General features: G+C 73.1%; 24 protein-coding genes. 10 read left to right on the top strand and 14 right to left on the bottom strand.

Annotated features, from left to right (window positions below; translation table 11 throughout):
- The first annotated feature begins 27 nt into the window (after nt 1–27).
- Nucleotides 28–1,026: a DUF4031 domain-containing protein gene (locus ASE27_RS18165; protein ID WP_056653904.1), complete on the top strand. Its 999-nt coding sequence runs from the start codon at nt 28–30 to the stop codon at nt 1,024–1,026.
- 114 nt (nt 1,027–1,140) lie between these two features.
- A complete protein-coding gene (locus ASE27_RS18160; RefSeq protein ID WP_235535490.1) occupies nt 1,141–1,878 on the top strand; it encodes a vancomycin high temperature exclusion protein in 738 nt (245 codons plus the stop codon).
- A gap of 43 nt (nt 1,879–1,921) precedes the next feature.
- On the opposite strand, the gene ASE27_RS18155 is transcribed toward ASE27_RS18160, so the two are convergent.
- Together ASE27_RS18155 and ASE27_RS18150 are read right to left on the bottom strand one after the other, a co-directional pair.
- The gene (locus tag ASE27_RS18155) at nt 1,922–3,559 is read right to left on the bottom strand and encodes a succinic semialdehyde dehydrogenase (protein ID WP_056653996.1); all 1,638 of its coding nucleotides are present in this window, start codon (nt 3,557–3,559) and stop codon (nt 1,922–1,924) included.
- Nucleotides 3,560–3,681: 122 nt separating this feature from the next.
- Nucleotides 3,682–4,296 (bottom strand): TetR family transcriptional regulator, encoded by a 615-nt coding sequence (locus ASE27_RS18150; protein ID WP_056653901.1) that lies wholly within the window; start codon nt 4,294–4,296, stop codon nt 3,682–3,684.
- A gap of 93 nt (nt 4,297–4,389) precedes the next feature.
- Here ASE27_RS18150 and ASE27_RS18145 point away from each other — a divergent pair, with 93 nt between their 5' ends.
- The gene (locus ASE27_RS18145; RefSeq protein WP_056653897.1) at nt 4,390–5,151 is read left to right on the top strand and encodes an SDR family NAD(P)-dependent oxidoreductase; all 762 of its coding nucleotides are present in this window, start codon (nt 4,390–4,392) and stop codon (nt 5,149–5,151) included.
- Nucleotides 5,152–5,253: 102 nt separating this feature from the next.
- Here the strand turns inward: ASE27_RS18145 and ASE27_RS18140 are convergent, their stop codons facing one another.
- Complete coding sequence (locus ASE27_RS18140) at nt 5,254–5,763, bottom strand: GNAT family acetyltransferase (protein ID WP_082609111.1); 510 nt, start codon at nt 5,761–5,763, stop codon at nt 5,254–5,256.
- Nucleotides 5,763–6,887 (bottom strand): GuaB3 family IMP dehydrogenase-related protein, encoded by a 1,125-nt coding sequence (locus ASE27_RS18135; protein ID WP_056653894.1) that lies wholly within the window; start codon nt 6,885–6,887, stop codon nt 5,763–5,765. Before ASE27_RS18135 ends, ASE27_RS18140 begins: the two co-directional genes overlap by 1 nt.
- Before the next feature lie 292 nt (nt 6,888–7,179).
- On the opposite strand from ASE27_RS18135, the gene ASE27_RS18130 reads away from it, so the two are divergent.
- Together ASE27_RS18130 and ASE27_RS18125 are read left to right on the top strand one after the other, a co-directional pair.
- Nucleotides 7,180–7,878: an exonuclease domain-containing protein gene (locus tag ASE27_RS18130; RefSeq protein WP_056653891.1), complete on the top strand. Its 699-nt coding sequence runs from the start codon at nt 7,180–7,182 to the stop codon at nt 7,876–7,878.
- Nucleotides 7,879–8,001: 123 nt separating this feature from the next.
- Nucleotides 8,002–9,543: a UDP-N-acetylglucosamine 1-carboxyvinyltransferase gene (locus ASE27_RS18125; RefSeq protein ID WP_082609110.1), complete on the top strand. Its 1,542-nt coding sequence runs from the start codon at nt 8,002–8,004 to the stop codon at nt 9,541–9,543.
- A 73-nt stretch (nt 9,544–9,616) separates the two neighbouring features.
- Here the strand turns inward: ASE27_RS18125 and guaB are convergent, their stop codons facing one another.
- Together guaB and ASE27_RS18115 are read right to left on the bottom strand one after the other, a co-directional pair.
- Nucleotides 9,617–11,140 (bottom strand): IMP dehydrogenase, encoded by a 1,524-nt coding sequence (guaB, locus tag ASE27_RS18120; RefSeq protein WP_056653888.1) that lies wholly within the window; start codon nt 11,138–11,140, stop codon nt 9,617–9,619.
- A 94-nt stretch (nt 11,141–11,234) separates the two neighbouring features.
- On the bottom strand, nt 11,235–12,341 hold the full coding sequence (locus ASE27_RS18115; RefSeq protein WP_056653884.1) for a MerR family transcriptional regulator: 1,107 nt from the start codon (nt 12,339–12,341) through the stop codon (nt 11,235–11,237).
- Nucleotides 12,342–12,551: 210 nt separating this feature from the next.
- Here ASE27_RS18115 and ASE27_RS18110 point away from each other — a divergent pair, with 210 nt between their 5' ends.
- Nucleotides 12,552–12,839 (top strand): WhiB family transcriptional regulator, encoded by a 288-nt coding sequence (locus ASE27_RS18110; RefSeq protein WP_056653881.1) that lies wholly within the window; start codon nt 12,552–12,554, stop codon nt 12,837–12,839.
- Nucleotides 12,840–13,021: 182 nt separating this feature from the next.
- Here the strand turns inward: ASE27_RS18110 and groES are convergent, their stop codons facing one another.
- Entirely contained in the window at nt 13,022–13,318 is a 297-nt protein-coding gene (groES, locus tag ASE27_RS18105) for a co-chaperone GroES (RefSeq protein ID WP_056653879.1), read from the bottom strand.
- A 207-nt stretch (nt 13,319–13,525) separates the two neighbouring features.
- Here groES and ASE27_RS18100 point away from each other — a divergent pair, with 207 nt between their 5' ends.
- Together ASE27_RS18100 and ASE27_RS18095 are read left to right on the top strand one after the other, a co-directional pair.
- Nucleotides 13,526–14,824: a class I SAM-dependent methyltransferase gene (locus ASE27_RS18100; RefSeq protein WP_056653876.1), complete on the top strand. Its 1,299-nt coding sequence runs from the start codon at nt 13,526–13,528 to the stop codon at nt 14,822–14,824.
- 3 nt (nt 14,825–14,827) lie between these two features.
- The gene (locus tag ASE27_RS18095; RefSeq protein ID WP_056653873.1) at nt 14,828–15,964 is read left to right on the top strand and encodes a glutamate--cysteine ligase; all 1,137 of its coding nucleotides are present in this window, start codon (nt 14,828–14,830) and stop codon (nt 15,962–15,964) included.
- A gap of 43 nt (nt 15,965–16,007) precedes the next feature.
- Here ASE27_RS18095 and ASE27_RS18090 read toward each other — a convergent pair whose 3' ends face one another.
- Complete coding sequence (locus tag ASE27_RS18090) at nt 16,008–17,243, bottom strand: hypothetical protein (protein ID WP_056653870.1); 1,236 nt, start codon at nt 17,241–17,243, stop codon at nt 16,008–16,010.
- Nucleotides 17,244–17,363: 120 nt separating this feature from the next.
- Here ASE27_RS18090 and ASE27_RS18085 point away from each other — a divergent pair, with 120 nt between their 5' ends.
- Nucleotides 17,364–18,113, top strand: coding sequence for a class I SAM-dependent methyltransferase (locus ASE27_RS18085; RefSeq protein WP_056653866.1), 750 nt, complete (start codon nt 17,364–17,366; stop codon nt 18,111–18,113).
- A 45-nt stretch (nt 18,114–18,158) separates the two neighbouring features.
- Here the strand turns inward: ASE27_RS18085 and tsaD are convergent, their stop codons facing one another.
- On the bottom strand, nt 18,159–19,229 hold the full coding sequence (gene tsaD, locus ASE27_RS18080; protein ID WP_056653863.1) for a tRNA (adenosine(37)-N6)-threonylcarbamoyltransferase complex transferase subunit TsaD: 1,071 nt from the start codon (nt 19,227–19,229) through the stop codon (nt 18,159–18,161).
- 117 nt (nt 19,230–19,346) lie between these two features.
- Here tsaD and ASE27_RS18075 point away from each other — a divergent pair, with 117 nt between their 5' ends.
- Nucleotides 19,347–19,988, top strand: coding sequence for a malonic semialdehyde reductase (locus ASE27_RS18075; RefSeq protein WP_056653860.1), 642 nt, complete (start codon nt 19,347–19,349; stop codon nt 19,986–19,988).
- Between the two features lie 77 nt (nt 19,989–20,065).
- Here the strand turns inward: ASE27_RS18075 and ASE27_RS18070 are convergent, their stop codons facing one another.
- The 5 genes from ASE27_RS18070 to alr are packed head-to-tail and all read right to left on the bottom strand — an operon-like array spanning nt 20,066 to nt 24,154.
- On the bottom strand, nt 20,066–20,872 hold the full coding sequence (locus ASE27_RS18070) for a sulfurtransferase (RefSeq protein ID WP_056653987.1): 807 nt from the start codon (nt 20,870–20,872) through the stop codon (nt 20,066–20,068).
- A 47-nt stretch (nt 20,873–20,919) separates the two neighbouring features.
- Nucleotides 20,920–21,474 (bottom strand): ribosomal protein S18-alanine N-acetyltransferase, encoded by a 555-nt coding sequence (rimI, locus tag ASE27_RS18065; protein WP_056653855.1) that lies wholly within the window; start codon nt 21,472–21,474, stop codon nt 20,920–20,922.
- Nucleotides 21,471–22,205 carry a tRNA (adenosine(37)-N6)-threonylcarbamoyltransferase complex dimerization subunit type 1 TsaB gene (tsaB, locus tag ASE27_RS18060; protein ID WP_056653851.1) on the bottom strand — a complete coding sequence of 245 codons (735 nt, stop codon included), beginning with the start codon at nt 22,203–22,205 and terminating at the stop codon, nt 21,471–21,473. The genes rimI and tsaB overlap by 4 nt, the downstream gene beginning before the upstream one ends.
- A 9-nt stretch (nt 22,206–22,214) precedes the next feature.
- Nucleotides 22,215–22,862, bottom strand: coding sequence for a tRNA (adenosine(37)-N6)-threonylcarbamoyltransferase complex ATPase subunit type 1 TsaE (gene tsaE / locus ASE27_RS18055; RefSeq protein ID WP_082609109.1), 648 nt, complete (start codon nt 22,860–22,862; stop codon nt 22,215–22,217).
- On the bottom strand, nt 22,859–24,154 hold the full coding sequence (alr, locus tag ASE27_RS18050; protein WP_235535491.1) for an alanine racemase: 1,296 nt from the start codon (nt 24,152–24,154) through the stop codon (nt 22,859–22,861). Before alr ends, tsaE begins: the two co-directional genes overlap by 4 nt.

Below are 24,154 nucleotides of genomic sequence, written 5' to 3'. Positions count from 1 at the left end.
CACGCCTCGACCCTCTAGGGTCGAGGCGTGGCTCTTCTCATCGACCCGCCGACCTGGCCGGCCCACGGGACCCTCTGGTCCCACCTCGTGTCCGACTCCTCGCTCGACGAGCTGCACGCGTTCGCCGAGCGCCGGGGACTGGGGCGGCGCGCGTTCGACCTCGACCACTACGACGTCCCGGCCGACCGGCACGCGGACTGCGTCGCCGCGGGCGCGCACGAGGTGTCTGGCCGCGAGCTCATCGTGCGGCTGCGCGCCTCGGGCCTGCGCGTCCCTGCGCGCGAGCGCGGGGCCGCGAAGGCCGCCGCGCTCGGGGCCCGCTGGGACACGCTCCTGCCGGGCGTCCCGGGCGCGCGCGAGGTCGGTGCGGACCTCGTGCGCCGCTGGCACGAGCCGCACCGCGCCTACCACGGCCCCTCGCACCTGGTGCACGTGCTCGACTCGCTCGCTGTCCTCGAGGGACGCTCGCCGGGCGTACCTGCGCGCGGCGAGCCGGCGCCGTCGGGCACGTCGCTGCGTGCGCAGCTCGCGCTGTGGTTCCACGACGCGGTCCACGAGGGCGTCGCGGGCGACGACGAGGAGGCGTCCGCCGCGCTCGCGGTGGCGAGCCTCGGCCCGCTGGTCGCCGGCCCGACGACGACGCCCGGCCCGGGCGCGGACCCCGCCGCAGTCAGCACGCACCTCACGGCCGACGACGTGGCGGAGGTCGCCCGGCTCGTCCGGCTCACCGCGGGCCACGACCCCTCCCCCGGTGACACCGCGGGCGCGCTCGTGTGCGATGCGGACCTCGCGATCCTCGGCGCCATGCCCGACCGCTACGCCCGCTACGTGCGCCAGGTCCGTGCGGAGTACGCGCACGTCCCCGACGACCTCTTCCGCGCAGGACGCGCCGCGGTGCTCGAGCAGCTCCTCGCGCTGCCGGAGCTCTTCCGGACGCCGCTCGGGCGCGAGCGCTGGGCCGCGCGCGCCGAGGAGAACCTCCGGACCGAGCTCGCGGGTCTCCTCGGGGCCCCGGGAGCCGTCTGACCGCTCCCCCGGGTCACAGTCTCGTCGGGTCCTTGCGGCCCGGCCTCGACGTCAGGCGGCGACGCGCGCGGTGGCGAGGCCCCTGACCCGTGACCGGCCGCTAGGCTCGCCCGCGTGAGCGAACTGCAGGGGAGCACGGCACCGACGGAGTCGACGGAACAGACAGCCCCGCCCGTCCCGACCTCTCGACGGCGTCGGCGCGCGCTCGCGCTCGGCGCTGCCGCGCTCGTGCTCGTGGTCGCGGCTCCGCTCGCCTGGGTGCAGGTCAGCGGTCAGTCCCGGGTCAGCCCCGGCGTCGCCTCGACGCCCGACCGCCCCGTGGCCCTCGTGCTCGGCGCGGGCCTGCGACCCGACGGGTCGCCGTCCACCTTCCTGCGTCGCCGCCTCGACGCGGCCCGCGAGCTCTACGAGCAGGGGAAGGTCCAGGTCGTCCTCGTGAGCGGCGACAACTCGCGCGAGGGGTACGACGAGCCGACCGCGATGCTCGACTGGCTCGTGGAGCAAGGTGTCCCGGCCGAGCACGTGGTCCGCGACTTCGCCGGGTTCGACACCCACGACACGTGCGTCCGTGCGCGCGAGATCTTCGGGGTCACCGAGGCCGTGGTCGTGACGCAGGACTACCACCTGCCGCGTGCCCTGTTCTCGTGCTCGCGGGCGGGGATCGATGCCGTGGGTGTGGGCGTCTCCTCGACGAGCGTCGAGCCCGCGAAGGCCGTGATGTACCGCGTCCGCGAGGTGCCGGCCTCGCTCAAGGCAGCCTGGGACGCCGTCACGCACCGCGAGCCCGTGCACCTTGGCACGAAGGAGACCGCGGTCACCGACGCCCTGGAGTCGCTCTCCACGGCGCCCTGACACCCACGGCAGAGCGCCGTGGGTGTCGGCCGGTGCGACGCCGCTACGGCAGGCGCAGCTTCTTCATGACCGAGAACGCGGCCGTGAGCAACCGGCTGGGCCGGTCCCCCGGCTGGGCGTACAGCGTGTCGAAGCTCAGCCCGCGGGACACCCCGCGCTGGACCACGATCGTCTGGGGCTCGGTGAGCGCCTCGATGCCCTCGCGTCCGTGTCGGCGCCCCTGGCCCGACGACTTGAACCCGCCCATGGGGGCCGAGACCGACCCGAACGCCGAGGCGTAGCCGTCGTTGATGTTGACGGCGCCGGCCTCGACCTGCGCCGCGAGGCGGCGCCCCCGGGCCGTGTCCTGGGTCCAGATGCTCGCGCTGAGCCCGTACTCGGAGTCGTTCATGACGCGGATCGCGGTCGCGTCGTCGGGCACGCGGGTCACCGAGACGACCGGGCCGAACGTCTCCTCGTGGGCGCAGTCCGCGGTGGGCGGGACGTGGTCGAGGACCGTGGGCGCGTAGAAGAAGGGGCCGATGTCCGCGCGGTGGACACCGCCTGCCAGCACCCGCGCGCCCTGCGCCAGGGCGTCGTCGACGTGCGCGACCACGCGGTCGAGCTGCGCCTGGGACGTGAGCGAGCCCATGTCGACCGAGTAGTCGAGCGCCGTCCCGAGCGTGAGCCCGCGCACGAGCGGGACGAACGCGTCGAGGAACTCCTCGGCGATGTCCTCGTGGAGGATCAGGCGCTCGATCGAGACGCACAGCTGGCCGCTGTTCGAGAAGCAGGCGCGGACCGCGCCCTGGGCGGCCGACGGGACGTGCGCGTCCGCCGCGACGTACAGGGGGTTCTTGCCGCCGAGCTCGAGCGTGGTCCCGATGAGGCGCTCGCCCGCCTGTGCGGCGACCTTGCGCCCCGTCGCGGTCGAGCCCGTGAAGGCGATGTGGTCGACGTGGCCGGTCAGGGCGGCACCGATGTCGCCGCCGCCCGCGACGACGAGGAAGAGGTCGCCGGGCAGCCCGGCCTCCTCGAGGAGCTCGGCGGCCCACAGCGCGGTCAGGGACGTCTGCGGGTCCGGCTTGAGCACGACCGCGTTGCCCGCCACGAGCGCGGGCAGGGCCTCGGCGAGACCGAGAGTCAGCGGGTAGTTCCAGGGAGCGATGGCGCCGACGACCCCCACGGGCCGGCGGTGCACTGAGGCCCGGGTCAGGACCGGGAGCATGCCACCCACGCGACGGTCCGCGAGGTACGCACCCGCCCGCACGCCGTAGTGCCGCGTGACCTGGGCGATGTCCGCGACCTCCTCGAACGCGCTGCGCCGCGACTTGCCGGTCTCCATCTGCAGCAGGTCCAGGACCTCGGACTGCCGCTCCAGGACCAGGTCGTGGAAGCGCAGGAGCACGGCCGCGCGCTCGGCGACCGTGGTGTGCGCCCACGAGCGCTGCGCACGTCGAGCGCGCCCGACCGCGTCCGCCACGTCCTCGACCGAGGACAGGGGGATCGCCGCGAGCGGGGCGCCCGTGAACGGGAGGAGCGAGCGGTGGTCGCCCGCGGTGTGGGAGGTGACGATCCGGGCCACGAGGGGAGCGACGACGTCGGGCTCCAGGACGTACGTGGCCGAGGGGTCCTCGGGGTCGATGAGTCCGTCGATCGCGGCGCTGCCGCCCTGGCCGCCGTCGGCTGGTTCGCTTGCCATGCGTGACAGGTTACGCGTCGCCACCCCCACGCAGGACATCCTTCACACAATCCCCCTGGCCTCACCGTCCGGGCGCAGCGCCGGGAGGCGCGGCGGGCCCGGCAGCCGGTGCCCCCCGCTGCTCAGGCCTGCGCGGCCCAGGTGCGCGCGCCGTCGAGCAGGTGCGTGAGCGCTTCGTCGACGACCCGGGCGGGGTCCCGCCCGGGGGCGTACTGCGCCCACCAGACGAGCGCTGCGAAGTTCGCCGCAGCGCAGGCCCCGGCCAGCGACCGGGCGCGCAACGAGGGCTGCTCAGCCCCCTCGGCCCGCCCCAGGAACTCCGCGACCAGGACGGCCGAGGTCCCGATGCTCGACGTGCCCCAGGAGAGGAGCTCCTCGTCCGCCGCGATGAGGCACAGCCGCTGGCGCGTGACCTCGAGCGCCTCGGGCGGGAAGGTCGACGACGCCACGAACGCGTCCCGCACCACGTCGAGGGCCTCGGGCAGCCCGACGTCGCCCGCGGCGTCGAGCGCGCCCGTGATGGTCTCGCGGGCCTCGCCCGACCCGCCCCAGACCATCGCGGCCTTGGAGGGGAACAGGCGGAACAAGGTCCGACGGCCGACGCCGCACGCCTGCGCGACGTCGTCCATCGTCACGTTGCCGAACCCCTCGTCGGTGAAGAGGCGCAGGGCCGTGGCCGCCACCCGGTCCCGGTCGACGGTGGCCGGCCGACCTCGGCGCGCGGTTGTCTCCGACATCACATCTCCTCGAGGCATTTCTTTATGGCACTCAGTGTTAAAAAGGTAGCAGGGGCCACACCCGGTCCCTTCATCCGGCGGAAGGACCCCATCATGACCACGTCGACCATCCCGAACCGCTTCGCAGGAGCGACCGTCGTCGTCACCGGCGCAGGCTCCGGCATCGGCAAGGCCACCGCGACCCGGCTCCTCGCCGAGGGCGCCCGCGTCATCGCGAGCGACCTCGACGCCGAACGGCTCGATGCGCTCAGCGTAGAGGTCGGCGACGCCCCCCTGATGACCGTCGTGGGCGACGTGTCCGACGACGCGGTGATCGCGCAGATCGTCGAGGTCGGCGAAGGGCGCATCACGGGCCTCGTCAACAACGCCGGGATCATGGACGCGTTCGTCCCCACGGCAGAGATCGACGACGCCCTGTGGGAGCGTGTCCTGCGCATCAACGTGACCGCACCCATGAAGCTCATGCGCGCCGTGCTGCCCGCGATGGTCGAGGCCGGCCACGGACGGATCGTCAACGTCGCGAGCGAGGCCAGCATCCGCGCCGGCGCGTCGGGCACGCCCTACGCGACCTCCAAGCACGCGGTCGTCGGCCTCACCAAGAGCACCGCGCTCTTCTACGGCCCGGCAGGCGTGCGGGTCAACGCGGTCGCCCCCGGGGCCGTCGCGACCAACATCGAGGCGCCGTTCCGCTCCGAGCTGGGCGCCCAGCGCCTGGGCCCGATCATGCAGGCGACCGTGCCCGCGCCCGCGACCGCCGAGCAGCTCGCGGCCTCGATCACGTGGCTGCTGTCCGAGGACTCCGCCAACGTCAACGGCGCACTCCTGATGTCGGACGGCGGCTGGTCGACGATCTGACGGCACACCTTCCAGGGGCGCGGACCCGAGCGCGCCGGGCGGCTCGACCGAGCCGACCGGTCACGCTCGGGCTCGGCGCCGGGCCCGACGCACTGGTCCGGCTCAGACGAGGTCTCGCCCCAGGACCGTGCACTCGGCGTCGGAGTAGCCCAGCTGCTCGTAGAACCCCAGGACGGGGGCGTTGGTCGTGCGGACCATGAGCCGCACCTTGCGGGCACCGGCTGCCACGAGCCACGCCTCGGCCGCCACGACGGCGTCCCTGCCGAGTCCCGCGCCCCGGAGCGCGGGCGCCACCGCCACGTAGTAGATCCAGCCGCGGTGCCCCTCGTAGCCGGCCAGCGCCGTCGCGACGACGGCCCCGCTCTCGCCGTGCGCGACCAGGACGGTGGACGTCGGGTTGGCCCGCGCGTCCGCGACGTCCCGGTGGGCGTCGTTCCACGGGCGCACCAGACCGCACTCGTCCCACAGGGCGACGACCTGCTCGACGTCGTCGTCGGCGATCTCACGGAAGTCCACGCCGCCGACCCGCAGGTGCTCGGTCGCGGCGTCGGGCGCACCCGCGGCGAGGGCGTTCGTGAGAGCGACCCCGTCGCGGATGCGGCCCGGAGCCATCAGCGCGGCTGGTACGGCGAGACGACGACCTCGACGCGCTGGAACTCCTTGAGGTCGGAGTAGCCCGTCGTGGCCATGGCGCGCTTGAGCGCACCCACGAGGTTGAGCGTGCCGTCGGCCTGGCGGCCCGGGCCGAACAGGATCTCGTCGAGCGTGCCGGCCGTGCCGACGCTCACACGCTCGCCGCGGGGAAGCTGCGGGTGGTGCGCCTCGGAACCCCAGTGCCAACCACGCCCGGGAGCCTCGGAAGCGCGCGCCAGGGCGGCACCCAGCATCACGGCGTCCGCACCGCACGCGACGGCCTTGACCAGGTCGCCCGAGCGGCCCACGCCGCCGTCGGCGATGACGTGCACGTACCGGCCGCCCGACTCGTCGAGGTAGTCGCGGCGGGCAGCCGCGACGTCCGCGACGGCCGTCGCCATGGGGGCGTGGATGCCGAGGCTCACGCGCGTCGTGTGCGCCGCGCCGCCGCCGAACCCGACGAGGACGCCCGCGGCACCCGTACGCATGAGGTGCAGGGCCGCGGTGTACGTCGAGGCGCCACCGACGACCACGGGGACGTCCAGCTCGTAGATGAAGCGCTTGAGGTTGAGCGGCTCGGCGTTGCCCGAGACGTGCTCCGCCGAGACCGTGGTGCCACGGATGACGAACAGGTCCACGCCGGCGTCCACGACCGTCTTGTAGAACTCCTGCGTGCGCTGCGGGGACAGCGCGCCGGCGACCGTGACGCCCGTCGCGCGGATCTCCTTGAGTCGCTGGGTGATCAGCTCGGCCTTGATCGGCTCGGCGTACACCTCCTGCATGCGGCGCGTCGCGCTCGCGGCGTCGAGCGTCGCGATCTCCGCGAGGATCGGCTCCGGGTTCTCGTAGCGCGTCCACAGGCCCTCGAGGTCCAGGACGCCCAGACCGCCCGCGTTGCCCAGGGCGACCGCGGTCGACGGGCTCATGACGGAGTCCATGGGTGCTGCCAGGATCGGCAGGTCGAAGTGGTAGGCGTCGATCTGCCACCCCACCGACACGTCCTCCGGGTCACGCGTACGCCGGGACGGGACCACGGCGATGTCGTCGAAGGAGAAGGCGCGCCGTCCGCGCTTGCCACGACCGATCTCGATCTCGTTGCTCACCCGACGAGGATACCGGCCCACGCCGCTCCCCCGCCCGCCCGTGCCGCCGGGTGGACTCCGCACGTCCAGCCCCGGGCACCCTGGAGCCCGCCGGACGGACCGGGCCGACGAGGCTGCCGCGGTGCCGGACGAGGCCCGGCCTCACCCTGGACGCCGCGCACGCGCCCCGTGCCACGCGCGGGCGCCCGTGTCAGTGGCCGCTGGCATGCTCACCACCAGAGACCAGGACAGGTCGGGCACGGCGCAGTCGGCCGGGCCCGCCGTCCACAGGACCACCGCAAGGAGCACGACGATGAGCTGGACCACCAGGCCCCTGCTGGGCTTCGACACGGAGACCACCGGCGTGGACGTCCACAACGACCGCATCGTGACCGCGGCCCTCGTCCGGCGCGTGCCGGGCGAGAGCACCGAGGTACGGACGTGGCTGATCGACCCGGGCGTCCCCATCCCCGCGGAGGCCGCGGCGATCCACGGGATCTCGACCGAGCACGCGGTCGAGCACGGGGAGGCCCCGGGCCCGGCGCTCGAGGAGATCGCGTCGCTCATCGCCGCGGACCTCGCGCTGGGGGTACCGGTCGTCGCGTTCAACGCCGCGTTCGACCTCTCGCTGCTCGACGCCGAGCTCACGCGGCACGCCCTGCCGACGCTCGGCGAGCGCCTGGGCCGCGAGGTCACCCCCGTGATCGACCCGCTCGTGCTGGACCGCTCGCTCGACCGCTACCGCAAGGGCAAGCGCAAGCTCGGCGACCTGTGCGCGCACTACGGCGTGTTCGACGGCGGCAACCTGCACACCGCGGACGTCGACGTCCTGGCGACCCTCGACGTGCTCGAGGCCATGACCCGCACGTTCCCGGAGATCGTGGACCAGGACCTGGACGCGCTCCACCGTCACCAGATCACGGCCCACCGCGCCTGGGCGGAGAACTTCAACTCCTGGCGCCAGCAGCAGGGGTACGTCGGGGCGGGAGCCAGCACCGCCTGGCCGTCCTGACCAGCGGCGACACGCCGCCTTGAACTCATAGAACAGATGAGCCAGGCGTGATGATCTCGTGAAACTGCCGCCACACGCCAGGATCGACGCGTCAATATCTCATGCATGAGTTACGGTCGGTCCATGACCATGGTCGACGAAGCACCCCAGCACCTCGCACAGGTCGCCGCGCTCATCCGCGGCGCGCGCCAGAACAAGGGCCTGACCCAGGCTCAGCTCGCCGAGAGGCTCGGCACCAGCCAGAGCGCGATCCACCGGATCGAGCAGGGCTCGCAGAACGTGAGCCTCGACATGCTCGCGCGGATCAGCGCAGCCCTCGACTCCGAGATCATCACGTTCGGAGCCCCCAAGCACTCGCACCTGCGGGTCAGCGGCGGACACGAGCTGTCCGGACGCATCGAGGTCAACTCCTCGAAGAACGGGGCCGTCGCCCTGCTCTGCGCGTCGCTGCTCAACCGCGGCCGGACCACGCTGCGGCGCGTCGCCCGCATCGTCGAGGTCGACCGCATCGTCGACGTCCTGCGCAGCATCGGCGTGCAGGCGACCTGGTCGACCGACGGCCGCGACCTCGAGATCGTCGTGCCCGAGCAGCTCGACCTGGCCTCGATCGACGTCGACGCGGCTCGTCGCACTCGATCGATCATCATGTTCCTGGGCCCGCTCCTGGGCCTCGAGCGCGAGTTCGCCCTCCCCTACGCCGGGGGCTGCGACCTGGGCACGCGGACCGTCGAGCCGCACATGATCGCGCTGCGCCCGTTCGGGCTGTCGGTCACGGCGGCCTCGGGCAACTACGAGGCCCTCGTGACCCCGGGCGGCTCGGAAGACCTGAGCGTCGTCCTGACCGAGCGCGGCGACACCGTCACGGAGAACGCGATCATGGCGGCCGCGTCGCGCGACGGCGTCACCACGATCCGCAACGCGAGCCCCAACTACATGGTCCAGGACCTGTGCTTCTACCTCGAGCTCGTCGGGGTCCGCATCGAGGGCATCGGCACCACGACCCTGCGCATCCACGGCCGCACCGACATCGACGCCGACGTCGAGTACGCGGTCTCCGAGGACCCGGTCGAGGCCATGAGCCTGCTGACCGCGGGGATCGTGACCGGCTCGGAGATCACCGTGGCCCGCGTGCCCATCGAGTTCATGGAGATCGAGCTCGCGACGCTCTCCGAGATGGGGCTGCGCTACTCGCTCACGCCCGAGTACCTGGCGCTCAACGGACGCACGCGCCTCGTCGACGTGACGGTCCACCCGAGCGAGCTGCACGCCCCGATCGACAAGATCCACCCCATGCCGTTCCCAGGGCTCAACATCGACAACCTGCCGTTCTTCGCGGTCATCGCCGCGTGCGCGAGCGGCCACACGCTCATCCACGACTGGGTCTACGAGGGCAGGGCCATCCACCTGACGGACCTGACCCGGCTCGGGGCCGACGTCCGCCTGCTCGACTCGCACCGCCTCGACATCACGGGCCCCACCCACTGGTCGGGCGCCGAGGTCAGCTGCCCGCCCGCTCTGCGCCCCGCGGTCGTGATCCTGCTCGGGATGCTCGCCGCGAAGGGCACCTCGGTGCTCCGCAACGTCGACATCATCTCGCGCGGCTACGAGCAGCTCCAGGAGCGCCTCATCGAGCTGGGCGCTCGGATCGAGACCTTCCGCGACTGAAGGCCTCTGCACGCCGGAACGGGCGTGACCCCACCAGGGGTCACGCCCGTTCTGACGTCGGGGGAGGAGCGGGTCAGCGTCCCGTGTAGTTGGGCGCCTCGACCGTCATCTGGATGTCGTGCGGGTGCGACTCCTTGAGCCCGGCCGGCGTGATGCGCACGAACTTGCCGCGCTCCTGGAGCTGGGGGATGGTGTGCGCGCCGACGTAGAACATCGACTGGTGCAGGCCACCGACCAGCTGGTGGGCGACCGCACCGAGCGGGCCGCGGTAGGGCACCTGGCCCTCGATGCCCTCGGGCACGATCTTGTCGTCGCTCGCGACGTCCGCCTGGAAGTAGCGGTCCTTGGAGTAGGACACCTTCTTGCCACGCGAGGCCATGGCGCCGATCGAGCCCATGCCGCGGTAGAGCTTGTACTGCTTGCCGTTGACGAACACGAGGTCGCCGGGGCTCTCGTCACAGCCCGCGAGGAGCGAGCCCAGCATGACCGTGTCGGCTCCGGCGACGAGCGCCTTGGCGATGTCGCCCGAGTACTGCAGGCCGCCGTCCCCGATGACCGGGACGCCGGCCGGGCGGCACGCGAGCGAGGCCTCGTAGATCGCGGTGACCTGCGGGACGCCGACGCCCGCGACGACGCGGGTCGTGCAGATCGAGCCCGGCCCGACGCCGACCTTCACGCCGTCCGCGCCCGCGTCGACGAGCGCCTGCGCGCCTGCGCGCGTCGCGACGTTGCCGCCGATGATCTGGACGTCCTTGAACGCCGGGTCCGCCTTGAGCTTGCGGATCATGTCGAGCAGGAGGCGGGCGTGCCCGTTGGCCGTGTCCGCGACGAGGACGTCGACGCCGGCCTCGGCGAGCGCCGTCGCGCGCGTCCAGGCGTCACCGAAGAAGCCGATCGCGGCACCGACGCGCAGACGACCCTCGTCGTCCTTGGTCGCGCCCGGGTACTGCTCGGTCTTGACGAAGTCCTTGACCGTGATGAGCCCGCCCAGGCGGCCCTCTGCGTCGATGAGGGGGAGCTTCTCGATCTTGTGCTTGGCCAGCAGCGCTGCGGCGTCGTCGCGCGCGATGCCGATCGGGGCCGTCACGAGGGGCATGGGCGTCATGATCTCGAAGACGCGACGCTCCGCGAAGTCCGCGGGGTTGACGAAGCGCAGGTCCCTGTTCGTGATGATGCCCAGGAGCTTGCCGGTCTCGTCGACCACGGGCAGCCCCGAGACGCGGTACTGACCGCACAGGGCGTCGAGCTCGGAGAGCGTGGCCTCCGGGCCGACCGTGACCGGGTCGGTGATCATGCCGGACTCCGACCGCTTGACGAGGTCGACCTCCTTGGCCTGCGCCTCGATCGACAGGTTGCGGTGGATGATCCCGATCCCGCCCTGGCGTGCCATCGCGATCGCCATGCGCGACTCGGTGACCGTGTCCATCGCGGCCGAGAGCAGCGGCGAGGACATGGAGATCTCGCGCGTCAGCCGCGCGGTCGTATCGACCTCGCTCGGGATGACGTCCGTCTCGTTCGGGAGCAGGAGGACGTCGTCGTACGTCAGTCCGGTGAATCCGAAGGGGTCGTGTGCGGGGGCTGCGAGAGAGTCGGTCACATCAAGATTCTACGCCGAGGGCCTCTGACATATTCCCGGCCGTCCCGCCACCGGACGGCCGGGAGGCCTGCCTCCGGTGCGCACGTGCCACGCGTCACCGGACGACGGCGAGCGCCTCGTGGAGGAGCCCCGTGAAGCTGCGCACCCGTTGGACGGTCGCGGCGAGGGGCAGATCCGTCGCCGCCTCGTCGTTCTGGAGCCCGACGAAGATGGGCAGGTCGGGGTTCGCCTCGTGCACCGTCCGCACGACGTCGAGGTCCGGCCGGGGCTGGGTCGTCACGACCGCGACCGCCGCAGGACGCACCATGGCGACGAGCTCGAGCGAGCGGTGCATGGTGGCCGACCCGGTCACGATGCGGGCCATCGCTCCCTGGGCCCCCAGGGCAGCGGCGAGCGCGTGGGCCGCGAGCGGCACCTGCTCCCCCGGCGCCGCGAAGATGAGGACGATGCGCCGCATCCTGCTCGGGTGGTTGGGCGGAGGTCCGCCGCCCGCGACGAGGGCGGCCTCGGACTGCTGGGTGTACTCGCGCAGCGCGGCCAGGGTCGCGTTGCTGAAGACGACCTCCGGCATCTCTCCCGGGGAGGCGAGGAACGTGCGCTCGGCGATGCGATGGAGGGCCGGCTCCACGAGGCTCGACCACCACTGACCGGGATCGGTGCCGGGTGCGATGCGCAGGAGCCTGTCGCACCGCTTCTGGTCGAACGAGATCGCGGCGTCGACCACGTCGGACACGCCCGCGGCGCGGATCGCGCCGACGCGCACCGGTTCGTCGTCCGCACCGCGAGGGACCGCGCGCAGGAGGCGCAGGCCCCCACCGGGCGTCTCGCCCGACGGTTCGCCCTCGGTCCCGGCCTCGGCGGAGTCGTCGTCGGCGGCGGTGGGCTGCTCGACCGGGCTGCTCTCGAGCGCGAGCTCTGCCTCGTCGGCGTCGAGCGCTGCGCGCGCGGCGTCGACGGGCGCGACCCCCTCGAGCGTGAGGCGACGCATGATGACGAGGCGCGCGACGTCGTCGGCGGTGTATCTCCGGTGCGAACCGGCAGTGTGCTCGGAGGGACCCAGACCGTAGCGACGGTCCCAGGTACGCAGGGTGGCGGGGGCGACGCCCAGCCTCTTGGCGACGGCTGCGACAGCGAGTGCAGGAACCTCGGTCACCTTCCGTCGGGGCCCGCCGGAGGTCGGGGCGGACCGGAGTGAAGTCATGCACCGATTCTGCCGACCGGCTCACCCCCTCGCCACTTCGGGCGCGGCGTGTCTCGGTCCGCGAGCCCGGTGTGTCCTGTCACACAGTGGACAACGCCGTAGTTCGCGCCAGGTTCACCGTGAATCGGTGCACACAGAGGCAAAGCCGGTCAGAAACTCATCCACCCCTGCTACTTGAACAACTTCTGCAACGCTTGTAGGTTGTTCGACATGACAGAGATCTCGAGGCTCCCCGGACCGGTGATGGAACTGTGGGAATGGCAGTACCAGGGCTCGTGCCGCGACGCGGACGACACCCTCTTCTTCCACCCGGAGGGCGAGCGAGGCTCCACCCGACGACGCCGCGCGGAAGCAGCCAAGGCCATCTGCGCCTCGTGCCCCGTGCTGATGCAGTGCCGCGAGCAGTCGCTCAAGGTCCGCGAGCCGTACGGCGTGTGGGGCGGCCTCAGCGAGGACGAGCGCTCCGCGATCCTGGCCGGGGTCTCGAAGACCGCCTGACCTGCCGCCTGGCCCCGGGCGCGACCTGCGCGTCGCCACGCCCCCGTCGGCCCGCACCACGACCAGCTTCACCACGACCTGCACCACTCCGAGGACCCAGCAGACCCCTGACATGACGAAGGGCCCCGCAACCGAGGTTGCGGGGCCCTTCGTGCTGGCAGCTGCCAGCCGTCAGCCGATGATCAGGCGACGACCACGGCGAGGATGTCGCGCGCGGAGAGCACCAGGTACTCCTGGCCCCCGTACTTGACCTCGGTGCCGCCGTACTTGCTGTAGATGACCTTGTCGCCGACGACGACGTCCAGGGGGACGCGGTTGCCGTTGTCGTCGATACGACCCGGACCAACGGCCAGGACCTCGCCCTCCTGGGGCTTCTCCTTGGCGGTGTCCGGAATGACCAGGCCGGATGCGGTCGTGGTCTCGGCCTCGAGGGCCTTCACGACGATCCGGTCCTCGAGCGGCTTGATGGGGACCGACACGTCGGACCTCCCCTTTCGCTATGAGAACTGCAACGGATGAGTGTCGAGCGCTGCCTGCCGTCCGTCGTCGCGGGTGCCGGACCGGCGGGTGTCGCTCTGGTGTTCGTCCACGCCCGAGGGCCTGAACGTCCTACGCACAATCTAGGTCCGCATTAGCACTCGGTCAAGGCGAGTGCCAACGCGTGCCGGGCGTGGAAAGATCGACGCATGGACGCGTCGGCACTGACCAAGCTGCTCAGCCCCACGGGGTGGGCGCTCCTCAACGCGCTCCCCCCGTACGACGAGCGGCAGGCCATGGTGCTCGCGACCGGCCTGCGGGCCAAGGGGGTCGACCCGGAGCTCGCCGCGGCGGCTCTCACCCAGTCGCGCCTGCGCGCCAAGGCGCACCTGAAGTTCGACACGTTCGCCGACGGCATGCTCTTCACCCAGGACGGCCTCGAGCAAGCCACGCGGCTCGTGGTCGCCGCGCGCCACGCGCAGCGGTACCACGCGGCCGGGGTGACCAAGGTCGCCGACCTGACGTGCGGCATCGGTGCGGACTCCATGACGTTCGCCGGGACCGGTCTGCGCGTGCTCGCGACGGACATCGACGAGGTCACGGCGTCGATCGCCACGGTCAACCTGCGCCACTTCCCCGAGGCGGAGGTCCGTCACGCGGACGGCCTGAGCATCGACCTGGCCACCGAGGGCGTCGACGGCGTGTTCGCCGACCCCGCGCGCCGCACCCGCTCGGGCACCCGGATCTTCGACCCGCGCTCGTACGCTCCCCCGCTCGACGACGTCTGGGCCCTGCGCTCGGTCGTGCCCGCGGTCGGCATCAAGGTCGGCCCCGGCATCCCGCACGCGGGCCTGCCGACCGACGCCGAGACGCAGTGGGTCTCGGTCGACGGCGACGTGGTCGAGGCCGCGCTGTGGTTCGGCCCGCTCGCCCCCGAGGGGCCTGGGCGCACCGCGCTGGTCCTGCGGACCGTCACGGACGACGACGGCACGCGCCGCACCACGTCGCGCACCCTGCGCCGCTCCCAGGGTGACGACGAGCTCGTCCCCGACGTGGGCGCCGTCGGGCACTACCTGTACGAGCCCGACGGCGCGATCATCCGCGCAGGGCTCGTCGCCCAGGCCGCAGCGGAGCTGGGCGGGCGCCTGCTCGACCGGACCATCGCCTACGTGACCACGGACTCCCCCGCTCCGCGCGCGGCGGTCGGCAGCGCCGACAGTGCTGATCTCGCGACCGGGTACCGCGTCCTGGACGTCATGCCCTTCAGCCTCAAGAAGCTCAAGGCCTACCTGCGCGAGCGTGGCGTGGGACGCCTGACCATCAAGAAGCGGGGCACGGCCGTCGTGCCCGAACAGCTCCGCAAGCAGCTCGACCTCCGCGGCACCGCGGAGGCGACCGTCGTCCTCACCCGGATCGCCGGCTCGCAGCAGGTCCTGGTCGTCGAACCGTTGATCCGGCCCGACGGCACGAACATCCTCGACTCCCCCACGCCTCCTGAAAGGGGCTGATCGGTGCACCTTCCCTTCGCCCGGTCCGAGCGTTCGTCCGTCGGCATCGAGTGGGAGCTCGCGCTCGTCGACAAGGACTCGGGCGACCTGCGCCAGGTCGCCCAGACCGTGCTCGACGCCGTCGAGCCCACCGACGGCTCGCAGCACCCGCACATCCGCCAGGAGCTGCTGCTCAACACGGTCGAGGTCGTGAGCGGCGTGTGCCGCACGGTCGGCGACGCCGGCCGCGACCTCGAGGCCGCGATCGAGGAGATCCGCGTCCTGACCGACCCGCTGCGCGTCGAGCTCATGAGCGCGGGCACGCACCCGTTCGCGCGCTGGGCCCAGCAGAAGGTCACCGACAAGCAGCGCTACGCGACCCTCATCGACCGCACCCAGTGGTGGGGCCGCCAGATGCTCATCTACGGCGTGCACGTGCACGTCGGGATCGAGGACCGCAGCAAGGTGCTGCCCATCTCGCGAGCCATGCTCGGGTACTTCGCGCACCTGCAGTCGCTCTCGGCCTCGTCGCCGTTCTGGGGCGGCAAGGACACGGGCTACGCATCGAACCGCGCGCTCATGTTCCAGCAGCTGCCGACGGCCGGCCTGGGCTTCCAGTTCGAGACCTGGGAGCAGCTCGAGGGCTACGTCGGGGACATGATCCACACGGGCGTGATCGACCAGTTCGACGAGGTCCGCTGGGACCTGCGCCCGTCGCCGCGGTTCGGGACGCTCGAGACCCGCATCTGCGACGGCGCGACCAACCTCACCGAGGTCCTCGCGCTCGCGGCGCTCAACCACTGCCTGGTCGAGCACCTCTCGACGCTGCTCGACCAGGGCAAGGAGCTCCCGACCATCCCGGCCTGGTTCGCCCAGGAGAACAAGTGGCGCTCGGCCCGGTACGGGATGGACGCCATCATCATCCTCGACCGGGCGGGCAACGAGGAGCTCGTGACCGAGGCCGTGGCCAAGCTGCTCGTCGAGCTCGAGCCCGTCGCGGCCCGGCTCGGCTGTCTCCAGGAGCTCGACGACGTCCGCGTGATCCTGCGCCGTGGCGCGTCGTACCAGCGGCAGCGTGCGGTGGCGCGGCGCAACGGCGGCGAGCTGGACGCCGTGGTGCGCGCGCTCGTCGCGGAGATGCGGGCGGGTCGCCCGCTGTAGCCGCGACGTGCCCGACGCCGGAGCGCACCTCGGGTGCGCCCGGTCAGTAGTCCGTGATCGTGACCCCGCGTGCCGCAGCCTGCTCGGCGAGCCAGTCCTCGGACCAGTCGGGGGCCGTGCACGGCGACGACGAGCTGTCCGCGACCTCCTGCGAGTAGCCGCCCCAGGACAGGACGCGGCAGGTCGCGTCCGACTCGACGACCGTCTTCCAGTCCTCGTCGTCCCGCAGTCCTGCGTCGCCCGCGGACTGGACGACGTCGAACCGGTGCCACCACTGCATGAGGTGCGAGAGCTCGTGCGCGAGCACGAACTCCTTCGCCGCGGCGCTCGCCTCGGGTCCCCAGTACATGAACAGGGTCGTCGGGTAGTCGGGGTCGTAGCACCCCGCGACGCCCGACTCGCGCATGTCGCGCTCGACGATCCAGTCCATGCCGCAGTTGTACGTGCTGTCGTCGGTGAACACCACACGCAGGCCCTCGTTGGCCGCGTTGAGGTCGACGAGCCATCGCGTCGGGTCGGGCTGACCGGGCGCGAAGGGGGTACCGGGGGAAGCCGTGAGCAGGTCGTCCGGCACGGGCAGCGCGTACTCGCCCTGCTTCCATCGTTCCTCCATGCCCGCGCCGGGTGGGAGGTCCGTCCCGTCCGCGGTGAGGTCGCCCGGAGCCGGGTCGACGTCGCCCGTCGCGGGGACCTGGTCCGTGGCGGGCTCCGGGACCGGCTCGGGCGCGACCCAGCCGTCGATCGCCGGGACGGTCGGCGCGGGGTTGTCGAACACCTCGGCGAGGCCCTGCTGCGCGGACCGCACCACGCCGAGGACCATGCCGATCAGCACCAGGACACCGACGATCGCGACGAAGGTTCCGACGAGCGCGGGCCCTCGGCGGCGCGGGGGCTGCGGCGCGCCGGGGGCAGGGTATACCGGGGGTGCAGCAGGGGCCGGGGGCCCGTGGTGACCGGCTGTGCCCCAGGCCGGGCCGGCGGCCGACGACGGCCCCGGTGCAGGTGCCAGCCCGGTCGGTGCCACCGCAGGGGGCGTCGGGTGCGCTGCCCAGCCGGCTCGCGCGGACTCCTGGGCGGCGAGCGTGCGGTGCACCGCGAACCAGTGCGCCGACGCTGCCAGGGCGTGCTGCTGGGCCGGCCCGGCCTGGGTGCGTGCGTACGCGTGCCACGCCTGCGCGCTCTGCCACGCAGCGGCGGCGCTGCCGGGCGTCGCGGGCACCGACCCCGACGGCGGGCCCGGGTACGCCGGTCCTGCCGGGCCGGGTCGGGCGGGGTCCATGAGCTCTCCGTACTGCCCCCGCGGCGGTCGCGTCGGCCAGGTGGCACGGTATCAAGTCCACCCGCGCGCCCCGCCCGAGGGTCCGAACAATTGGGTGGCGGTGGCTGAGAGCATGGGCGCATGGATCCCGCGGACTTCTACACCGGACTCGTCGTCGAGCTCTACTCGCCCCTGAAGTCGGGTCATGAGGACCCCGAGCGCTACGCGCGCTTCGTCCTGGACTCGGGCGAGCCGGCCCTCGAGCTCGGGTGCGGGGACGGGGACCCGCTCCTCGCGCTGCGCGCGCTCGACCTCGACGTCGAGGGCGTCGACTCGTCGGCCGACATGCTCGCGCGGTGCCGCGAGCTCGCGGCCCGGGAAGGGATCGACGTCGTGGTGCACCACCAGCGCATGGAGCAGCTCGACCTCGACCGGAGCTTCCGCTCGATCTTCCTCGCGGGCCCCACGTTCAACCTGCTGCCGGACGACGACACCGCCCTCGCCGCGCTGCGCCGCATCCGGACCCACCTGACCCTCGACGGCACCGCGATCGTCCCGCTCTTCGTCCCGTCGCCGACACCGACCGAGCAGCTCGGCCTGGCGCGCGGGACGACGCGCGACGACGGCGCGGTCCTGCGCGTCGGGGTCATCTCCGAGGAGCGCGACGAGAAGACCCAGGTCCAGCGCAGCACGCTGCGCTACGAGCGGGTCCTGGACGGGCTGAGCACGGTCGACGAGCGCGTGTGGACCATCCACTGGTACACCCGCGACGGCTTCCGGGAGCTGGCCCGGGCAGCCGGTCTCGAGGTCGTCGACGTCCAGGACGACGAGGGCCGCCCGGCCGCGCACGACGCGAGCGACGTCACGTTCGTGCTGCGCGCCGCGCGCTGACGCGGCGTCGCGCGCGGTTCAGACCGTGACGGTCGTCGGGGCAGATCAGACCGTGACGGTCGTCAGGGGCATGGAGGAGTCGACAGGGATGTCGAGGCCCGACGGCGCGACGCCCGCCCGCACCACGGCCGAGCCGAGCGCGGCGATCATGGCGCCGTTGTCGGTGCAGTAGCGGATGGGCGGGATGCGCAGGTCGATCCCCGCCTCGGCGCAGCGCTTCGCGGCCATGTCGCGCAGCTGCGAGTTGGCGCTGAACCCGCCCCCGACCACGAGCGTCTCGACGCCGTGCCGCTGGCAGGCCGCGATGGTCTTGGCCGTGAGCACGTCCGCGACGGCCTCGGCGAACGAGGCCGCGACGTCGTTCAGGGGCACCTCGAGCCCGCTGTCGACGCGTGCCTCGACCCAGCGGGCGACCGCGGTCTTGAGGCCCGAGAACGAGAAGTCGTACGCGTGCTTCTCCTGGTCCTTGCGCGCGGTGAGCCCGCGCGGGAAGCGGATCGCGGTCGGGTCGCCCTCGCGCGCGAGGCGGTCGACGTGGGGCCCGCCGGGGTAGGGCAGGCCCAGGAGGCGACCGACCTTGTCGAAGGCCTCGCCCGCGGCGTCGTCGAGCGTCGAGCCGAGCTCGGTCACGTCGGTCGCGATGTCGTCCACGAGCAGCAGCGACGAGTGCCCGCCCGAGACCACGAGCGCCATGACGCGCTCGGGGAACTCACCGTGGACCAGCTCGTCGACCGCGGCATGCCCGATCACGTGGTTCACGCCGTACAGGGGCTTGTTCAGGCCGATCGACAGCGCCTTGGCGGCCGAGGCGCCGATCGTGAGCGGGCCCACGAGCCCGGGACCCGCCGTGACGGCGATCGCGTCGATCTGCGAGAGGTCGACGTCCGCCTCGCCCAGCGCGCGCTGGATCGTGGGGATCATCGCCTCGAGGTGGGCGCGCGAGGCGACCTCGGGGATGATGCCGCCGTAGCGGGCGTGCTCGTCCATCGAGCTCGCGACCGCGTCCACGAGGAGCTCGCGGCCGCGCACGAGCGCGACCCCCGTCTCGTCGCAGGAGGACTCGATGCCGAGGACGAGGGGGGCGCCGAGGCTGTCAGAGGTACCGCCAGAAACCATGGTTCCCAGCGTAGTCGTGCCGCAGGGGTCGTCGTGCGACGGGAGCCCCCTGCGCTGTGTCGCACGTCACGGCCCGGATCGGGAAGAGTGATTGATCCTTCAACTGTTGACCGAGGCATGAGCACAGAGACCTTCACCCCCATCGACGCCGCTTTCGACGACCTGCTCGAGATCGACGCCTCGACCGCCGACCTGCTGTTCCGCGAGGCCCGCACCGTCCACGCGTTCGAGGACGAGGCCGTGCCGGACGAGAAGATCCAGGCCGCCTACGACCTGGTCCGCTGGGGACCGACCGCCATGAACACCGTGCCGCTGCGCCTCCTCGTGGTTCGTGACCCCGAGGCCCGTGCGCGCCTGGTCGAGCACATGGCGGACGGCAACAAGGCCAAGACCCTCGCCGCGCCGCTCACGATCGTCGCAGCGGCCGACACGAACTTCCACGAGTTCCTCCCGGTCCTCGCCCCGCACATGGAGGGCGCCAAGGAGAACTTCGAGGCCGCCGGTGAGGAGACGCGCGCCGGGATGTCGCGCACGTCCGCGCTGATCCAGGTCGGCTACTTCATCGTGGGCCTGCGCGCTGCCGGTCTGCACGTCGGTCCCATGGGCGGGTTCGACGCGGCCGGCATCGACGCCGAGTTCTTCGGCGAGAACGGCTGGAAGTCGCTCGTCGTCATCAACGTCGGCACCCCGGCCGGCGAGGGCGCGACCTACCCGCGCCAGACGCGCCTCACGTTCGAGCAGGCGTCGCAGACCCTCTGAGGTACCGCGGCACCGCGTGACCCGTGCTCCGACGCCCCGCGCGTCGCGGTGCCGAGCACGACCCGAGACCCGTCCGGTCAGGCCCCCGTGGCCACGGGGCGGGTCTCGTCGTTGGACCACTGGGACCACGAGCCCGCGTAGAGCGCGGCGTCGACCCCCAGCGTGGCGAGGGCCGCGACCTCGTGCGCGGCCGTGACCCCGGACCCGCAGTAGACACCGACGTGCTGCTCACCGTCGGCGCGCACCCCGAGCGCCTCGAAGCGCTCGCGCAGCGCGTCCTCGCCGAGGAACCGGCCGTCGGGCCCCAGGTTCTGGACGGTCGGGGCGCTCACGGCTCCCGGCACGTGCCCCGCACGCGGGTCCACGGGCTCGACCTCGCCCCGGAAGCGCTCGCCCGCGCGGGCGTCCAGGAGCAGTCCCGCGCCCGACGACGCCAGGTGCGCTGCGTCGTCGGGCGTGAGCGTGGGGAGCTCGCCCTCCGACAGGACGACGTCCCCCGGGACGGGGACGACCTCGCCCTGCTCGAGCGCGAAGCCCGCGCCGGTCCACGCACCGAGGCCGCCGTCGAGGAGGCGGACGTCGGCGAGACCCGCCCACCGCAGGAGCCACCAGACGCGGGCGGCCGACGTGGCGCCCACCGCGTCGTACGCGACGACCCGGGAGCCCGCGCGCACGCCCCAGCGACGCGCTGCCGCCTCGAGGTCGGCGAGGTCCGGGAGCGGGTGCCGCCCTCGCGCGGGCGACGGCGGAGCGGCGAGCTCGGTCTCGAGGTCCACGAACACCGCGCCGGGCAGGTGCCCTGCGAGGTACTGCTCGTGGCCGTCCGTGACACCGAGCGCCCAGCGGACGTCGAGCAGGACCAGGTCGCCCGTGCCCGCCGCCATCTCGTCGTGCAGCGCCCGCGCCGGGACGAGCACCGCGTCGCGTGCGCTCACGCGACGCCCGGCTCGTCGGGCACCGCTGCGTCACGGATCTCGGCTGCGGGCGCGTCGTCCGTCGCCGAGTCGTCGGTCAGCTCGAGGCGCATGGTGTACGCGTCGACGTCCTCGGGCTGGTAGTACCGCTTGCGGATGCCGAGCTGCTCGAACCCGAACTTGCCGTACATGGCCAGCGCGGCGTCGTTGTCGACGCGGACCTCGAGCAGCACCGCGCTCGCGCCGACCTGGCGCGAACGGTCGATCAGCGCGGTCAGCAGCACCGACCCGATGCCGAGGTGCTGGTACTGCGGGTCCACGCCGATCGTCATGATCTGCGTGACGTCGCCGTCGAACCACAGCCCCGCGTAGCCGATGAGCTCCTGGGGGCCCGCGGCGTAGAGGCGGACGGGCTCGGCCGCGACGTACCACCGGCCCAGCGCCCCGAGCTCCTCGGCGAGCATGCCGTAGGTCCAGGCGCTCGACCCGAACAGCTCCTGCTCGAGGCGCACGACGCGCGGGAGGTCCGCAGCCCGCAGCGGCCGGAGCTTGACCTCGTAGTGCGCGCTCACGCCCCGGCCCCCGTCGGGGTCACCGCGGGCGGTGCGTCGCTCGCCCGCTTGCGCGCGGCCGGCTCCTGGACGTCGGGACGGCGCAGGTACAGCGGCTCGGTGGGCTGCTCGACGCCCGCGTCGCGGCGGGCGATCGCGAGCCGCGCGAGGACCGTCGCGTCGGGTACGAGGGGCGCGTCCTCGGCGAGCGGCAGGTGCTCCGGGTACAGCGCGGCCCCTTCGCCCACGACGACGGCGCCCGCGGCCTGGTCGGCCAGCCCCGCGGCCGGACCGACGTCGGGCCCGGCGACGAGCTCGACGACCGGGGTCGCGTGCGGACCCTCGTGCGCCACGACGCGGTAGCGCGCCCAGTAGACCTCCCGACGGCGGGCGTCGGCGGTCGCGAGGACCTCGTCGCCCGGCGTCAGGCCCAGGTCGCTCACGGCCTGCGCCGCGATCGCGTCGAGCCCCGAGACCCCGAGGGCCGGGATCCCGAGCGAGAGCGCGAGCGTGCGGGCCGTGACGAGCCCGACGCGCAGGCCCGTGAACGGAGCCGGACCGGTGCCCGCGACGACCGCGGTCAGCGCGGTCCGGTCCACGCCGGCCTCGGCGAGCACCTCGCTGACGAGGGGGGCCAGGGTCTCGGCGTGCCGACGTCTCTCGTCCGCGGAGCGCACGGCGAGCCGTTCACCGCCTTCCCCGACGAGGGCGACCGCGACGGCGGCTGACGTATCGAGCGCGAGGACTGCCACGGTCCCAGCCTACTTTTCCGCGGACGGGTCGGCTGCCAGCGCCCGTGCGTCAGGTCGGCCCGTGTCCGTGCCCACCGGAGCGTCCGGATCCCCCGACGCCGCGGCTGCCTCGACGACGGCCGCGCGCAACGCGGTCGCGGCTCGCTCGAAGTCGGCCCACCGGTCCCCCACGGCCCGCACCGTCACGTGCCGGACACCGGCCTCGGGCGCGTCGAGCCCGTCGTCGGGCTCGTCAGCCCCCGCCGCGGGCACACCCAGCCCGCCGCGCGGGCGCTCGATCGTGATCTCCAGGCGGTCCTCGGCGAGGGACTCCACGAGGTCCTGGCCCCACTCGACGACCGTCACCGACTCGTCGAGGCTCGCGTCGAGGTCCAGCGCCTCGACCTCGTCGAGCGAGCCGAGCCGGTAGGCGTCGACGTGGACCAGGTACGGCCCGTCCGCGAGCGGCGGATGGACGCGCGCGATGATGAACGTGGGCGACGCCACCTGCCCCCGGACCCCCAGGCCCGTGCCGATCCCCTGGGTCAGGGTCGTCTTGCCCGCGCCCAGGTCGCCCGTGAGCATCACGAGGTCGCCCGCGCGCAGGTCACGGGCCAGCGCGAGCCCGAACGCGCGCGTCGCGTCGGCGTCGGGCAGGTCGATGGTCAGGTCGGTCATGACAGCCACTCCTGGTCGTGGTGAAGGGGGGTGTGCGAGGCGGTGGGGGCGGGCTCCGCCGGTGTCGCCGACGCGCCCGGGGCGAGCGCCGTCGTCGGGCCCTCGTCCGCGCCGTCGACGTACACGCGCGGCACGCGCGCACCCAGGCGCGTCGTGATCTCGTAGCTGATGGTCCCGGCGGCCAGCGCCCAGTCCTCGGCGGTCGGGGCTCCCCCGCGGGCCAGGCCCGCGCCGGGCCCGAACAGCGTCACGACGTCGCCCGCCTGCTCGGACGCGTAGGGGCCCAGGTCCAGCACGAACTGGTCCATGCAGACCCGACCGGCCACGTGCAGGACGCGGCCCGTGCCGTCCACGCCGCCGGCCTCGTCGATCGGCCCACCCACCAGCACGGGGCCACCGGGCCGCTCGGGCAGGGCGCCCGAGGCGTGCCGCGGGATGCCGTCGGCGTAGCCGAGCGGGACCACGCCGAGGATCGTCGCCCGGGGCGTCGTGTAGGCGTGCGCGTAGGAGACGCCCTGGCCTCCCGCGACCTGCTTGACGGTCGCGAGCCGTGCCTCGAGCGTCATGGCCGGGACCAGCCCGTAGTCGTCGGGCGTGCCGAGGCTCGGGACCGGCGAGAGGCCGTAGACCGCGAGGCCCGGGCGCACCAGGTCGTAGTGCACGCGCGGGTTGGTGAGCGTCGCCGCGGAGTTCGCGAGGTGCCGGACCTCGAGCTGTGCACCCGCGGCCTCGGTCGTGCGCACCGCGGCGTCGAACACGTCGGCCTGGTGCAGGACGGTCGGGTGCTCGGGCTCGTCCGCGAAGGCGAAGTGCGACCAGATCCCGACGACGCGCAGCACGCCCTCGGACTCGGCGCGCAGCGCGGCGTCGAGCACGGCCGGGAGCTGCTCGGGAACGATCCCGTTGCGCCCGAGCCCCGTGTCGATCTTCAGGTGCACGCGGGCGGGGCGTGCGGCCGCGCGAGCCGCCGCGGCGACCTCGTCGAGGGCCCACGGTGCGGCGACCGAGACGTCGATCTCGGCCTCGACGAGTGCCCTGAGCGGCGCGCCCGGCGCGTAGAGCCAGGTCAGGACCCGCGCCTGGTCGGGGCCGATGCCCGCGGCGCGCAGCGCGAGCGCCTCCGAGATCTGCGCCGTGCCGAGCCACGTGGCCCCGCCCGCGAGCGCAGCGCGGGCGCTGGGCAGCAGGCCGTGACCGTACGCGTCGGCCTTGACGACCGCCATGACCTGGGCCGTGCCGGCGTGCCGCGCGAGCGACTCGACGTTGGAGCGGATCGCGCCCAGGTCGATCAC

The sequence above is a fragment of the Oerskovia sp. Root918 genome, assembly GCF_001428945.1.
GTDB lineage: Bacteria > Actinomycetota > Actinomycetes > Actinomycetales > Cellulomonadaceae > Oerskovia > Oerskovia enterophila.
This window is presented reverse-complemented; position numbering and strand designations above follow the sequence as displayed.

Excerpts from the sequence above, each read along its gene's own strand:
- ASE27_RS18155 (WP_056653996.1), bottom strand. The coding sequence starts at position 3,559 with ATGGCAAGCGAACCAGCCGACGGCGGCCAGGGCGGCAGCGCCGCGATC.
- ASE27_RS18150 (WP_056653901.1), bottom strand. The coding sequence starts at position 4,296 with ATGTCGGAGACAACCGCGCGCCGAGGTCGGCCGGCCACCGTCGACCGG.
- ASE27_RS18145 (WP_056653897.1), top strand. The coding sequence starts at position 4,390 with ATGACCACGTCGACCATCCCGAACCGCTTCGCAGGAGCGACCGTCGTC.
- ASE27_RS18140 (WP_082609111.1), bottom strand. The coding sequence starts at position 5,763 with ATGGCTCCGGGCCGCATCCGCGACGGGGTCGCTCTCACGAACGCCCTC.
- ASE27_RS18130 (WP_056653891.1), top strand. The coding sequence starts at position 7,180 with ATGAGCTGGACCACCAGGCCCCTGCTGGGCTTCGACACGGAGACCACC.
- ASE27_RS18125 (WP_082609110.1), top strand. The coding sequence starts at position 8,002 with ATGACCATGGTCGACGAAGCACCCCAGCACCTCGCACAGGTCGCCGCG.
- ASE27_RS18115 (WP_056653884.1), bottom strand. The coding sequence starts at position 12,341 with ATGACTTCACTCCGGTCCGCCCCGACCTCCGGCGGGCCCCGACGGAAG.
- ASE27_RS18110 (WP_056653881.1), top strand. The coding sequence starts at position 12,552 with ATGACAGAGATCTCGAGGCTCCCCGGACCGGTGATGGAACTGTGGGAA.
- ASE27_RS18100 (WP_056653876.1), top strand. The coding sequence starts at position 13,526 with ATGGACGCGTCGGCACTGACCAAGCTGCTCAGCCCCACGGGGTGGGCG.
- ASE27_RS18090 (WP_056653870.1), bottom strand. The coding sequence starts at position 17,243 with ATGGACCCCGCCCGACCCGGCCCGGCAGGACCGGCGTACCCGGGCCCG.
- ASE27_RS18085 (WP_056653866.1), top strand. The coding sequence starts at position 17,364 with ATGGATCCCGCGGACTTCTACACCGGACTCGTCGTCGAGCTCTACTCG.
- tsaD (WP_056653863.1), bottom strand. The coding sequence starts at position 19,229 with ATGGTTTCTGGCGGTACCTCTGACAGCCTCGGCGCCCCCCTCGTCCTC.
- ASE27_RS18075 (WP_056653860.1), top strand. The coding sequence starts at position 19,347 with ATGAGCACAGAGACCTTCACCCCCATCGACGCCGCTTTCGACGACCTG.
- ASE27_RS18070 (WP_056653987.1), bottom strand. The coding sequence starts at position 20,872 with ATGGCGGCGGGCACGGGCGACCTGGTCCTGCTCGACGTCCGCTGGGCG.
- tsaE (WP_082609109.1), bottom strand. The coding sequence starts at position 22,862 with ATGACCGACCTGACCATCGACCTGCCCGACGCCGACGCGACGCGCGCG.